Annotated in this window: 11 protein-coding genes and 1 pseudogene; 3 read left to right on the forward strand and 9 right to left on the reverse strand. The window is 76.2% G+C overall.

The genetic code is table 11. From position 1 onward, the window contains the following. Positions 1 to 87 precede the first annotated feature (87 nt). The 5 genes and pseudogenes from ABD345_RS23125 to ABD345_RS23145 form a co-directional block, all read right to left on the reverse strand. The gene (locus ABD345_RS23125; protein ID WP_344554509.1) at positions 88 to 240 is read right to left on the reverse strand and encodes a hypothetical protein; all 153 of its coding nucleotides are present in this window, start codon (positions 238 to 240) and stop codon (positions 88 to 90) included. Between the two features lie 200 nt (positions 241 to 440). After that, positions 441 to 1,397, reverse strand: coding sequence for a lipoyl synthase (locus ABD345_RS23130; protein ID WP_344554510.1), 957 nt, complete (start codon positions 1,395 to 1,397; stop codon positions 441 to 443). A 117-nt stretch (positions 1,398 to 1,514) separates the two neighbouring features. After that, positions 1,515 to 2,288 carry a lipoyl(octanoyl) transferase LipB gene (gene lipB, locus ABD345_RS23135; RefSeq protein WP_380276300.1) on the reverse strand — a complete coding sequence of 258 codons (774 nt, stop codon included), beginning with the start codon at positions 2,286 to 2,288 and terminating at the stop codon, positions 1,515 to 1,517. Between the two features lie 103 nt (positions 2,289 to 2,391). Continuing rightward, a complete protein-coding gene (locus ABD345_RS23140) occupies positions 2,392 to 4,284 on the reverse strand; it encodes a helix-turn-helix domain-containing protein (protein ID WP_344554512.1) in 1,893 nt (630 codons plus the stop codon). Positions 4,285 to 4,452: 168 nt separating this feature from the next. Further along, positions 4,453 to 4,764: pseudogene (locus ABD345_RS23145) on the reverse strand (SDR family NAD(P)-dependent oxidoreductase); the annotation flags it as partial. Positions 4,765 to 5,048: 284 nt separating this feature from the next. Here ABD345_RS23145 and ABD345_RS23150 point away from each other — a divergent pair. Beyond that, positions 5,049 to 6,644 (forward strand): NsdA family TPR-like regulatory protein, encoded by a 1,596-nt coding sequence (locus ABD345_RS23150; RefSeq protein ID WP_344554513.1) that lies wholly within the window; start codon positions 5,049 to 5,051, stop codon positions 6,642 to 6,644. Positions 6,645 to 6,848: 204 nt separating this feature from the next. On the opposite strand, the gene ABD345_RS23155 is transcribed toward ABD345_RS23150, so the two are convergent. Next, positions 6,849 to 8,171, reverse strand: coding sequence for an NAD(P)/FAD-dependent oxidoreductase (locus tag ABD345_RS23155; protein WP_344554514.1), 1,323 nt, complete (start codon positions 8,169 to 8,171; stop codon positions 6,849 to 6,851). Positions 8,172 to 8,574: 403 nt separating this feature from the next. Further along, positions 8,575 to 9,498 (reverse strand): TIGR01777 family oxidoreductase, encoded by a 924-nt coding sequence (locus tag ABD345_RS23160; protein WP_344554515.1) that lies wholly within the window; start codon positions 9,496 to 9,498, stop codon positions 8,575 to 8,577. Between the two features lie 66 nt (positions 9,499 to 9,564). Between ABD345_RS23160 and ABD345_RS23165 the strand changes: the two genes are divergently transcribed. Then, complete coding sequence (locus ABD345_RS23165) at positions 9,565 to 10,068, forward strand: GNAT family N-acetyltransferase (protein ID WP_344554516.1); 504 nt, start codon at positions 9,565 to 9,567, stop codon at positions 10,066 to 10,068. A gap of 112 nt (positions 10,069 to 10,180) precedes the next feature. After that, the gene (locus ABD345_RS23170; RefSeq protein ID WP_344554517.1) at positions 10,181 to 11,110 is read left to right on the forward strand and encodes a DUF2510 domain-containing protein; all 930 of its coding nucleotides are present in this window, start codon (positions 10,181 to 10,183) and stop codon (positions 11,108 to 11,110) included. Positions 11,111 to 11,137: 27 nt separating this feature from the next. On the opposite strand, the gene ABD345_RS23175 is transcribed toward ABD345_RS23170, so the two are convergent. Next, positions 11,138 to 11,653, reverse strand: a complete 516-nt coding sequence (locus ABD345_RS23175; RefSeq protein WP_344554518.1) for a DUF4240 domain-containing protein — start codon at positions 11,651 to 11,653, stop codon at positions 11,138 to 11,140. A gap of 135 nt (positions 11,654 to 11,788) precedes the next feature. Continuing rightward, the coding region (gene sucB, locus ABD345_RS23180; protein WP_344554519.1) for a 2-oxoglutarate dehydrogenase, E2 component, dihydrolipoamide succinyltransferase at positions 11,789 to 12,870 on the reverse strand (1,082 nt) is incomplete at its 5' end.

Genomic DNA, 12,870 nt, shown 5'->3' on the forward strand with positions numbered 1-12,870 from the left:
CCAAGGCGGTGCCGGTTCGTGATCCTCGGCTTCCCCCGGGCGGGGCCCCACCGCCGCCGCGCCGCCGACCCGCTTCCCCGCCGGGCCTCAGGCGCTCCGTCCGAACACCCGCACGGCCTGCTCGCGTTCGCCCGCCAGCCGCCGGTTCTCGCACACCGCCGCCCACGCGTTGCGGCGCGCGCCGCGGATCAACAGCACCTGCTCGGCCCGCCGCAGCGCGGCCTGGATTCCGGTACGCATCAACACCCACTCCTCGACCCGGGTACCGCTCCAGCGTCCCGGACGCCCGTTACCGTACGGTGACCCGCCCGTCAATGCCACGTGAAACGTCGGCGATTCGTCCGAACGGCCCCAAGGCCGGCCGGGCCCCCGGACGCTCGGAGGGGCGGGCCCCGACGGGCCCGCCCCTCCGCAGGACGACGACGGCACCCGCCGCGGTTTCAGACCGCGGCGGCCCGCTCCCGGTGTTCGAGCGCCTGCCGGTACAGCCGGCCGGCCCGGTACGAGGAGCGCACCAGCGGGCCGGACATGACGCCGGCGAAGCCCAGCTCCTCGGCCTCCTGCTGGAGCTCGACGAACTCCTGCGGCTTCACCCAGCGCTCCACCGGGTGGTGGCGCAGCGAGGGCCGCAGGTACTGGGTGATGGTGATCAGCTCGCACCCGGCGTCCACCAGGTCGGCCAGCGCCTCGCTGACCTCCTCGCGGGTCTCGCCCATGCCCAGGATCAGGTTGGACTTGGTGACCAGCCCGGCCGCCCGGGCCTGGGTGATCACGTCGAGCGAGCGCTCGTAGCGGAAGGCCGGCCGGATCCGCTTGAAGATCCGCGGCACCGTCTCGACGTTGTGCGCGAGCACCTCGGGACGGGAGGAGAAGACCTCGGCGAGCTGCTCGGGGACGGCGTTGAAGTCCGGGATGAGGAGCTCGACGCCGGTGCGCCCGGCCGCGCGGGCGGCGGTCATCGCGTGCACCTGGCGCACGGTCTCGGCGTACAGCCAGGAGCCGCCGTCCGCCAGGTCGTCACGGGCGACGCCGGTGATGGTGGCGTAGTTCAGGTCCATCGTGACGATGGACTCGGCGACCCGGCGCGGCTCGTCCCGGTCGAACTCGGCGGGCTTGCCGGTGTCGATCTGGCAGAAGTCGCAGCGGCGGGTGCACTGGTCGCCGCCGATCAGGAAGGTCGCCTCGCGGTCCTCCCAGCACTCGAAGATGTTGGGACAGCCCGCCTCCTGGCAGACCGTGTGCAGCCCCTCCTTCTTCACCAGGGACTGCAGGGCGTTGTACTCCGGCCCCATCTTCGCCCTGGTCTTGATCCACTCGGGCTTCCGCTCGATGGGGGTCTCGCTGTTGCGGACCTCCAGCCGGAGGAGCTTCCTGCCGTCGGGTGCGACAGCGGACACGTGCGACTCCTAGAACTAGACGGGGTACCCCTCAGGGTACGCCTGCACTTCAACGGCCTGCGCCCGGCCCCGGGCTTGCCTTCGAAAGCCAACGCTCGGCGCGCCGCGCCGATTCCGCTACCGGACGGTGGCCACCGGCTCGGGCAGTTCGGCGAACACCTCGGCCAGCTTCCGCTCGACCACCGCCACCGCGTCCCCCACCGGGAACGGCCGGGCCAGCTCGCCGCTGAGCGAGGCCACCCCGGCGTCCCGGATCCCGCACGGGACGATCTTGTCGAAGTACGTCATGTCCGGGTCGCAGTTCAGCGCGAAGCCGTGCATGGTCACGCCGCGGGCCACCCGCACGCCGATCGCCGCGAGCTTGCGGTCGTCGCCGCGCTGGCCCGCGTTGGACGGCGCGTACTCGGGGCCGGCCAGCCGCGGGTCGATGCCCAGCGGCAGGCCCATCCGCAGGGTCAGCTTGCCGATCTCCACCACCTGGGAGGGGTCGACCACCGCGCCGGGGATCTCGGCGCCCAGCTTCCACACCCCGCTGCGGCCCTCGATCCGGGTGGTCCCCACGCCGAACTCGGCGCAGGCCCGGATCAGCGCCTCCTCCAGCCGCCGCACGTACGCCACCACGTCGATCGGGTCCGGCAGCTTCACGATCGGGTAGCCGACCAGCTGGCCCGGGCCGTGCCAGGTGATCTCGCCGCCCCGGTTGACCTCCACCACCGGGGTGCCGTCCAGCGGCAGGTCCTCCGGGTTGGTGCGCTTGCCCATCGTGTACACCGGGTCGTGCTCCAGCAGCAGCACGGTGTCCGGGATCTCGTCCGCGACCCGCAGCGCGTGCAGCCGCTGCTGCTCCGCCCACGCCTCCTGGTAGGGGACGGTCCGCTCGCCGATCCCCATCCGCACGAACCGCACGTTCTCGCTCACCACAGCACTCCCAGCCGGCCGATCAGCCCAACCTCGCCACTGTACGCCGACCGGCCGGAGCACCCGGAACCCCGGCTCAGCCGCCCGCCAACAGCAGGAGCCGCAGGGCCAGTTGGAGCTCCAGCGCCCGCTCCGGCTGGTTCCAGTCGCGGCCCAGCAGCACCTCCACCCGGTCCAGCCGCTGCACCACCGTGTTCACGTGCACGTGCAGCAGGTCCTTGGCCCGGGTCAGGCCGCCGCCGCAGTCGAAGTAGGCGCGCAGGGTGCGCACCAGCTCGGTGCCGCGCTTGGCGTCGTAGTCCAGCAGCGGGCCCAGGGTGGCCCGGACGAAGCCGTCCACGTCGTGGCCGTCGCCCAGCAGCACCCCCAGGAACCCCAGGTCGGCCGCGCACGCCCCGTCCCCGGCCCGGCCCAGCACCCGCAGCGCCCGGACGCAGCGCACCCCCTCCGCGTACCCGGCGGCCAGCGCGACCGGGCCGGCGGCGGGGCGCCCGGCGCCGACCGTGACGGGCGAACCCACCAGCCGGGCCAGCCGCTCCGCCGCCGCCCCGGCCACCGCGCCGTCCCCGCCGCCCTCGTGCGGGACGAGCAGCACCACGCCCTCGCCGAACTCGGCGCTGATCCCGCGCGAACCGAACAGGTAGCGGGCCGCCGCACCGGCCAGCCGGCCCCGGGCCGCGGCCTCCTCGGCGACCGCGACCAGCGCCAGGTGCGGCCGGTTCAGGTCGACGCCCAGCCGGCGGCCGCGCGCGGTCAGCCCGGCCGGGTCGCGGTCGGGCGCGGTGAGCAGGTCGGCCAGCAGCTCGCCGCGGACCCGGTTCTCGGTCTCGGCGACCGAGCGGCGCAGCAGGAGCAGCAGCGCCGTGACGACGCCCGCCCGCTCGAACACCCGCCGGTCGGCGTCGTCCAGCTCGGGCCGCCCGTGCAGCACCAGCGCGCCCAGCGGTTCCTGCCCGGCCAGCACCGCGCACACCCACTCCCCGCCGTGCCGCACCGCGCGGCCCTCGGCGCGGGCGGCGGCGACCGCCCCGGCCAGGCCGTCCGGGGCGGCCCCGGGGCCGGTCAGCGGGGCGCCCTCGGCGTCGTGCACGGAGGCCCCGCCGTCCAGCAGCGCGGCCACCTCGGCGGCCACGTCCGCCACCTCCGCGCCGCGCAGCACCAGGTCGGTGAGCCGGTCGTGGGCCTGCTCGGCGCGCTGGACGGCGGCCGCGTGGGCCCGGATCACGGCGTTGGCGCCGGCCAGCTCGGCCAGCGCGGCCCGGGTGTCGGCCAGCGACTTGGCGGTGTCCAGGGCGATCGCGGCGTGCGCGGCCAGCGTGCACAGCAGCGCGACCTCGTCGGGGGAGAAGGCCCGCGGCGTGCGGTCGGCCGCGAACAGCACGCCGATCACGCTGCCGCCCAGCAGCAGCGGCACCCCGATGATCGCCACCAGGCCCTCGTCCAGCACGCCCGCGTCGATCCGCCCGGTGTGCCGGAACCGCTCGTCCACCCGGTAGTCGTGGGTCGCGTAGGGGCGGGCGGTCTGTGCGACCAGGCCGCCCAGGCCGTCGCCCGGGCTGAGCCGCAGGGTCTGGAAGATCGGCGAGACCGGGCCGTCGGTGACCCGCATGTAGGTGTCCCCGGCCCGCTCGTCCGGCAGGGTCAGGTACGCGGTGTCGGTGCCCAGCAGCATCCGGGCCCGCCGGACGATGGCCTGCAGCACCGCGTCCAGGTCCCGGGAGGCGGCCAGGTCGCCCGCGGTGTCGAACAGGGCGGTCAGCTCGGCCTCGCGCCGGCGGTACTGGCGCATCGTCCGGTGCACCCGCAGCGCCTGCCGGGTGGCGTCGCCGATCTCGGTCAGCACCCCGGCGGGGGCGCCCCGGCGGCGGGCGCCGGCGAGCACCTCGCCGAAGTCCTCGGTGGCGGCGCCGGTCGCCAGCAGGTCGAGGAGTCTGCGCAGCGCCGGAGCGGCGGTGGTCTCGCGGTCCAATTCGGTCTTCCCTGTCGCTAGTTCCCCCGTCGGTGCCCCCGCCCCGCGGCCCGCCGCACGAACGGGCCCGGGCCGCGCCGCCGGGGGTGCGGCCCCGATCCTGCCGGAAGAGCCCGGAGGGTGGCGGCCGCCTTCACCGAGTCCCCCCGACCCGCCCCGCCCCGCCGCTCAGTGCGCGGTCCACCCGCCGTCCACCGGCAGGCTCGCGCCGGTGGCGATCTGCCGCTCCACCAGCGGGGTGCGCACGTACGCCGGGTTCACGCAGTTGCTGGTCACGCCGTACGGGGCGCCCTCCAGGGCGACCGTCTTGCTCAGGCCCTCCGGGGCGTGCTTGGCCGTCACGTACGCCGACTTGAAGGCGCCGGCCCGCAGGCCGTGCACCGAGGAGACGTTGACCACCCGGCCCCACCCGCGCCCGTACAGGTGCGGCAGGGTGCGGCGCAGGATCCGGAACGGGGCCTCCACCATGTCCCGCTGGATAGGAATCCGCGCGCCCCGCAACGATGTGGGCGGACACCACAGCGCGCGGCACTCCTGTGGTTCCCGACGCCATGCGTCCGGAGAGCGGGCAACGGCTCCCGAACTCAAACACGCGGTGCCCGGGCTTCCTCACAACGGGCGGGGCTGGTTCACCCGTTCGGAGGATGGGGGGCTCGAATCCACCCATAGCGTCCCAATGCTCGCTACATTCGCGCCGATTCCCGATCAGGGGGCGCCGTCCGGGCAGGAGGGGCCGGAACGGTGCCTGAGAGGTGTGGACTGCTATGCCCCAACGGCCAGTAATCGACAGCCCGGCGTACCGACCGCTCGACCCGCTCGACCCGCGCCCGACCGGAGCGGCCGAGACCCCTCCGCGCGCCCCCGAGCAGGCCGAACCACCGGCCCCCGCGGCCGGGCGCGCCCAGAACCCCCAACTCGCCGCACTCATCGAGGAGTCCGGCTTCTCGCACGCGGGCCTCGCCCGCCGGGTCGACCAACTCGGCCTGGAGCACGGCCTCGACCTGCGCTACGACAAGACCTCGGTGACCCGCTGGCTGCGCGGCCAGCAACCCCGCGGCGCGACCCCGGCGCTGATCGCCGAGGTCTTCACCCGCCGCCTGGGTCGCCGGCTCACCGCCCAGGACGTCGGCCTGGACGCCTGCGCCCCGGTCTACGCCGGGCTGGAGTTCGCCGAGACCCCGCAGGAGGCCGTCGACATCGTCGCCTCCATGTGGCGCAAGGACAACGGCCCCTACGCCGAACTCCGCAAGATCGCCTTCACCCCCGCCGGGCTCGTCGTCCCCAGCCGCGACTGGCTGATCGGCCGCACCGACGAACGGGTCGCCCGCGACGGCACCACCCTCACCCCCGAGGAACTGCGCTCCCCGCCGGGCGCCCGGGTCCCCCCGCAGGGCCCGCGCCGCCCCGCCGGGGCCGAACCCGCCGCCGAGCACCGGGAGACCAGGCCCCCGGTCCGGGTCGGCCGCGGCGACATCGCCGCGATCCGCGCCGTCGGCGACCTGTTCCGCGCCCTCGACCACGCCTACGGCGGCGGCCACGCCCGGCAGGCCCTGGTCCGCTACCTGGAGAGCGAGGCCGAGCCGATGCTCCGCGGCCGGTACGGCGAACAGATCGGCCGCGCCCTGTTCGGAGCCGTCTCCGACCTCACCCGGCTGGCCGGCTGGACCTCCTTCGACATCGCCGCGCACGGCCTCGCCCAGCGCTACTTCGTCCAGGCCCTGCGGCTCTCCCAGGCCGCGGGCGACCGCGTCCTGGGCGGCTTCGTCCTCACCACCATGAGCCAGCAGGCCGTCCACCTCGGCCACGCCCGCGAGGCCATCCAGCTCGCCCGGGTCGCCCAGCAGGGCGTCGGCACCACCGCCGCCCCCGTCGTCCAGGCCCTGATGCACGCCGCCGAGGCCCGCGGCCACGCCCTGGCCGGCGACGTCCGGGCCTGCACCACCGCCCTGGTCCGCTGCGAACGGGCCCTGTCCACCGCCCGCAGCGCCGACGAAGTCCCGTCCTGGGCACGCTACTTCGACGACGCCCAACTGGCCGACGAGTTCGCCCACTGCTACCGCGACCTCCAGCAGTGGCGCCCCGCCGCCCAGCACGCCGAGAAGTCCCTGCGGCTGCGGGCCCCCGCCTACGCCCGCAGCCGCATCCTGTGCCGCCTCGTCCTGGCCTCCGCCCGCCTGGGCATGGGCGACGTCGACGAGGCGTGCTCGATGGCCACCGACTCGCTCCGCGCGGCCGGCGAGATGCGCTCCGCCCGCACCGTCGAGTACCTCCGCGACTTCCACCGCCGCCTCAACCCCTACCGCACCACCCCCGCCGCCCGGGCCTTCGACGAGGCCACCCGCCAGGCGGGGGTGATCTGAGGCAGGGGCTCGGACGAGAACGGCGGGAGAGCACCACCAGGGGCCCGGGGAACGGCGGGGCCGTGCTGCTGACGGCCGGAGCCCATCGGAGGTCGGGGCTGCCGCGTCGTATGAACAGAACCCGAAGCCGATGCACGCCAAGGCAGTGCACCGTCAGCAGACCGGGCCTCGCCGTTCCCCGAGCCCCTGGCGGGGGCTCTCGCCCTACGCCGCGAGGTCCGCGACCTCCGGCTCGATCCGCACGCCGAGGTCGCGAAGGACGGCCTCCGCGGCCCGCCGACCGGAGACCAGCGCGCCCTGCACCGTCCCGGTGTCGCGGTGGTCCCCGCACACGTACAGCCCGGCGAGCAGTCGCACCGAGCGGCGGAAGTGGTGCGGCGGGGGCATCGCGACCACCGCGTCGGGAACGTGCCGGACGGTCAGGAACTCCCAGGCGCCGGTGGCGGTCCCGTACAGCTCCGCCAGCCGCCGCCGGACGGCGCCCTCGTCCCCGGCCGGGCCGCCGGAGTCGAAGGAGCGGCGGCCCAGCACGGTGGTGGCGATCAGCGCGCGGCCGTCGGCGGCGTACGAGGGGTCGGCGTCGCTGAGCACCAGCGAGTGCGAGATCCCGGAGCGCTCGGCGTCCAGCAGCAGGACGGGCTCGCCCAGCGGGGAGCGCTCCGCCGCGTGGTAGTAGGTGGTGACGGGGTGGAAGCCGGGCTGCCGCAGGCCCGGCAGCAGGGCCGCCGCCGTCGCCGCGTCGGTGGCGACGACCACCGCGCCGGAGCGGATCCGGCCGTGCCCGGCGGTCTCCACGCCGTCCGTGCCGACCGAGGTGACCTCGACGCCCAGCCGCAGGGCGCCCTCCGGCAGCCGGGCGGCCAGCTGCTCGGGGACGGCCCCGACCCCCGCCGCCGGAACGCACAGCCGGCCGCGGGCGTACGCGCGCAGCACCAGGTCGGCGACCCGGCTGGAGGTGCCGAGCGCGGGGTCGGACAGCAGGGCGCCGAGCAGCGGGCGCAGGAAGCCGTCGACGGTGCGGGCGGGCAGGCCGCGGTCGGCCAGGGCGCGGGCGGCGGTGGTCTCGGGGCGGGCCAGCAGCCGCTCGGCGGGCGTCGCGGCCAGCCGGGACAGCGTGGCGGCCAGCCGGGCCTTGTCCAGCGGGGTGCCGAGCGGCCCGCGGGTGGCGGCCTGCCGGGCGGGGGTGAGCCGCGGGTCGCCGACCCGGTAGCCGCGGCCGCCGCTGTGCACCAGGACGCCGGGGGCGAGCGGACGCAGCTCCAGCCGGTCGAGGTCGAGGCGGCGCCCCAGCTCGGGGTGGGCGGTGTTGAGCAGGTGGCCGCCGTGGTCGAGCCGGAAGCCGTCGAGTTCGCGGGTGGCCATCCGGCCGCCGACGCGTTCGCCGGCCTCCAGGACCTGGACGTCCAGGCCCTGGGCGGTGAGCAGGGTCGCGGTGGTGAGTCCGGCGACGCCGGCGCCGACGACGATCGCGTCGGGGTCGCCGGACGGGCCGCGCTGGGCGCGGCCGGTGAAGTCCTGTGCGGGCACGAGTGGGTGCTCCCTCCCTGGCGGAGCCCTCCGCGGCCGCCGCGCACGGCAGCGCCCGCGAGCGGGTGTGCGCCGGGGCGGCCAGCGGGGGTCGGACGTGGTCCGCACTGGTGATGCCCCGTCATCCGCCGGTCCAGACAGCCGGACGGCACCGAATCGGGTCACCGCACCCGCGCGGCCACGCAGCGGGACCGACCGGTCACCCACGGTGCGTCAAACGGGGCGTGCGGGGCGGGAACGGGCGCGCACCGTCACCGTCCGCACCCTGCGCGCCGCCCGGTTGCACCCGTGCGCCCCCCGCTGACGCCACGTCAACCCCCGCCCGGCGGCCCGCGGCCTCCGGCACCCGCCCCGCCGCGGCCCGCCCCGCCGCGGCCCGCCCCGGCCCGCCGCCGCGGACCCGCTACCGCTGCCCGAGCGCCGCCGCGACGATCGCCCCCGCGTCGGGGTCGCGGAACGCGAAGCCCGCGTCCAGCAGCGCCCCGGGCACCACCCGGTGACTGCCCACCACCTCCACGGCCATCTCCCCGAGCACGGTGCGCAGCGCCCACTCCGGCACCGCGAACGCCGCCGGGCGCCCGAGCTGCCGGGAGAGTTCCGCGGTCAGCTCGCGGTTGGTGACCGGCTCCGGGCCGGTCAGGTTGACCGGGCCGGACATCTCCCGGTGGTCGATCAGGAAGCGCAGCGCGGCGACCTCGTCGGCCAGCGAGATCAGCGCCCAGTACTGCCCGCCGTCGCCCAGCCGCCCGCCCAGCGCCAGCTTGAACAGCGGCAGCAGGCGCGCCCCGGCGCCGCCCCCGGGGTCGAGCACCAGCCCGGTGCGCGGGTGCACCACCCGGATCCCGGCGTCCGCGGCGGGCCGCGCGGCCTGCTCCCACTCCTGGCAGACGGTGGCCAGGAAGTCGCTCCCGGCGGGTGCGCCCTCGTCGACGACCTGGTCGCCGGTCTGCCCGTAGTAGCCGACCGCGGAGGCGCTCACCAGCACCTGCGGGGGCCGCTTCAGCCGGGCCAGCGCGGCGGCCAGCGTCTCGGTGCCCAGCACCCGGCTGTCCCGGATCTCCCGCCGGTAGGCGTCCGTCCAGCGCCGGTCGCCGACGCCCGCCCCGGCCAGGTGCACGACGGCGTCCACGCCCTCCAGCGCGGCCGCGTCGATCTGCATCAGCAGCGGGTTCCAGCCGACCCCGACCGTCCCGTCCGGCTGCGGCCCGGTGCGCGAGCGCCGCCGCACCAGCCGCAGCACCTCGTGCCCGTCCGTCAGCAGGGAGTCCACCAGCGCGGACCCGATCAACCCCGTGGAGCCTGTCACCGCGATTCGCATACCGGCCATCCTCCCAGTCCGCCGGCGCCCGCCCGGTCAGAAACCCCGTGGGGGCCGCGCCGGACGGCGTCTACGATGGCCCGCATGCCCTCCGACGACGTGATCATCCGCCCGGCGCGGGACGAGGACGAGCGCGCGATCCGCGCCGTCGACCACGCCGCCTGGTCCCCGCTCGGCGAGGTCGCCCCGCGCCCGCCCGAGGACGCCCCGGTGTTCGACGGGGCGCACCGCCCCGGGCAGTACCTGCTGGCCGAACTCGGCGGCCGGGTGGTCGGCTACGTCCGCCAGGTGCGGGAGATCCCGCTGCCCTCCAACGCGCACGTCCGGCAGATCCAGGGCCTCGGCGTGCTGCCGGAGGCCCGCGGCCGCCGGATCGGCGAGGCCCTGCTCGCCGCCGCCTGCGAGGCGGCCCGCGCCGACGGCGCCCGCCGGATGACCCTGCGGGTGCTCGCCCGCAACGCCCCGGCCCGGCGGCTGTACGAGCGGGCCGGCTTCGAGGTGCTCGGCGTGCTGCCCGAGCACTTCCTGCTGGAGGACGGCTACGTCGACGACGTCTGGATGGGCCGCGCGCTGGACTGACCCGGCGGCACCCGGCGGCACCCGTCGGTTCGTCAACCCACCGTCCCCGGTGCCCGATTCGTGACCGCCGGGCGGCTGGGGAGGGCGGCCCCGGGGCGGTACGGTAGCGGCCGTGAGCACCCCGACGCCGCCCGGCTGGTACCCCGTTCCCGGCACCGGACAGGAACGCTGGTGGGACGGCACCGCCTGGACGGACTCCCACCGCCAGGCCGGCCTGGTCAACGACGCGGTCACCCAGACCTGGCAGGTCGCCCCCGGCCCCCCGCCGCCCCCGACGACCCTCCCGTTCCAGCCCCCGTTCCAGCCGGGCCCGCCCCCGGGCCGCTCCGGCCGGGGCCCGCTGATCGCCACCGTCTCGGTCGCCGTGCTGCTGCTGGCCGGCGTGGTCGGCGCCGTGGTGTGGGCCGTGCAGCCGGACGACCCGAAGAAGGCCGGGCCCGCGCCGACCATCACCGTCGGCGTCTCCACCCCGGCCGCCTCCGACCCGCCGCGCTCCCCGTCCCCGACCCCGGACGCCGACGACACCAGCGCGGACGACACCGACAGCAGCCCCGCCCCGGCCCTGCAACTCGCCGACAAGGCCCACGGCTGGGGCGTCCCGCTGCCCGACGGCTGGACCGCCGAACCCGCCAACGAGCGGGCGACGGTGGTGGAGATCTTCGGCCAGTACGCCTGCGAGCAGTCCGAGTCCCTCTGCCTGCGCGGCCAGTTCGCGGTCGTCGCGGACAGCGTCGACGCCGCCGACGCCCAGGCCGCCGCCGAACGGGCCATGACCGACTTCGCCGCCGTCGCCTTCGGCACCCTGCGCACCCACCGGGAGGAGTCGGCCGGCACCCTCACCGTCGCGGGCAGCGAGGGCTGGGCGATCCGCTGGTACGTCGAGCCCGAGCAGGGCGCGGCCGGATTCGCCGTGGTCGCGGCCGTGCCGGACCCGGACGGCAGCGGCTACGTCATCCTGCGCGGTGGCGTGGACGACGACCCCAAGGCCCCGGACCCGGCCGTGCTGGACGACATCATCCAGGGCATCACCACCGCCTCCTGACCCGCCCGGGCGGGGCGCCGTCCGGCCTCAGTCCCCGTACAGCTCCCACAGCCGCGGGTAGCGGGCGGCCATCACCGCCCCGTCCGCGAAGTCGAAGTACACCCCTTCGGCGGCCGGCGGCTGACGCACCCCCAGGTCCGGCAGCGGCAGCCCGGTCAGCCGCTCGTACGCCTCGTCGGCGGCGTAGCCGAGCTCCTCCCCGTCGCCGTCCTCCTCCTCGTCGAAGTCCGGCACCAGCTCGGCCAGCGCGTCCGGCTCGTGCACCGCGCCCTCGAACACCTCCCGGCCCTGGCCGATCAGCCAGCACCGGAAGTAGTCGAAGGCGTCCTCCGAGGCCCCGTCGAGCAGCAGGTACGCGGCGCCCCACAGCTCCACCGTGTACGCCCGCTGGAAGCGCGCCTCGAACTGCCGGGCGAAGTCCAGCACCTCGTCCGGGGTGAGCCGCAGCAGCCGCTCGACCAGCGCCTCGGCCTGCTCGTCCGGGTCGCCCGCGGCGGCCTCCCGGGCCCCGTCGACCAGTTGCCAGAATCCCGTCTCGTCCATCACCGCTCCAGCCTCCACGATCGCCGCCCCGCGCGCACCCGATCGGACCGCCGATCGGGCCGGAACGCGCGGGAGCCCCGCACCGTCCGGGGACGGTGCGGGGCTCCCGACGGGGTGCCTACGGCAGCGGGTGCCTCACAGGCCGAGCTCGACCTCGAACTCGCCGGCCTCCAGGATCTCCTTGACCGCGACCAGGTAGCGGGCGGCGTCCGCGCCGTCCACCAGGCGGTGGTCGTAGGAGAGCGACAGGTAGGTCATGTCGCGGATGCCGATGGCGGTGCCGCCGTCGGACTCGATGACCACCGGGCGCTTCACGGTCGCGCCGATGCCCAGGATCGCGACCTGGTTCGGCGGGACGATGACGGTGTCGAACAGCGCACCGCGCGAACCGGTGTTGGAGATGGTGAAGGTCGCGCCGGACAGCTCGTCCGGGGTGATCTTGCTGTCGCGGACCTTCGAGGCCAGCTCCGCGGTCTTCTTCGAGATGCCCGCGATGTTGAGGTCGCCCGCACCCTTGATGACCGGGGTCATCAGACCCTTCTCGGAGTCCACCGCGATCCCGATGTTCTCGGAGTCGAAGTAGGTGATGGTGCCCTCGGCCTCGTTGATCCGGGCGTTGATGACCGCGTGGGCCTTCAGCGCCTGGGCGGCGGCCTTCACGAAGAACGGCATCGGGGACAGCTTCACGCCCTCGCGGGCCAGGAAGGAGTCCTTCGCCTTCGCGCGCAGCGACATGATCCGGGTGACGTCCACCTCGACCACGCTGGTCAGCTGGGCCTGCTCGTGCAGGGCCTTCAGCATGTTGTCGCCGATGACCTTGCGCATCCGGGTCATCTTGACGGTCTGGCCGCGCAGCGCGGACGGCGCGGCGGCGGCCTTCGCCGGGGCGGCGGCAGCGGGAGCGGCGGCGGCCGGGGCCGGGGCGGCCTTGGCGGCCTCGGCGGCGGCGATCACGTCCTGCTTGCGGATGCGGCCGCCGACGCCGGTGCCGGCGACGGAGCCGAGCGCGACACCGTGCTCGGCGGCGAGCTTGCGCACCAGCGGGGTGACGTAGGCGTCACCGGAGTCCGCGGCCGGAGCGGCGGCGACCGGGGCGGCCGGAGCGGCCACCGGGGCCGGGGCCGGGGCGGCCGGGGCCGGGTCGGCCGGGGCCGGGGCGGCCACCGGAGCCGGCGCGGCGGCCACGGAGGCCGGAGCGGCCGGAGCGGCGGACGGCG

It is taken from the genome of Kitasatospora saccharophila, from assembly GCF_039529925.1.
GTDB lineage: Bacteria > Actinomycetota > Actinomycetes > Streptomycetales > Streptomycetaceae > Kitasatospora > Kitasatospora saccharophila.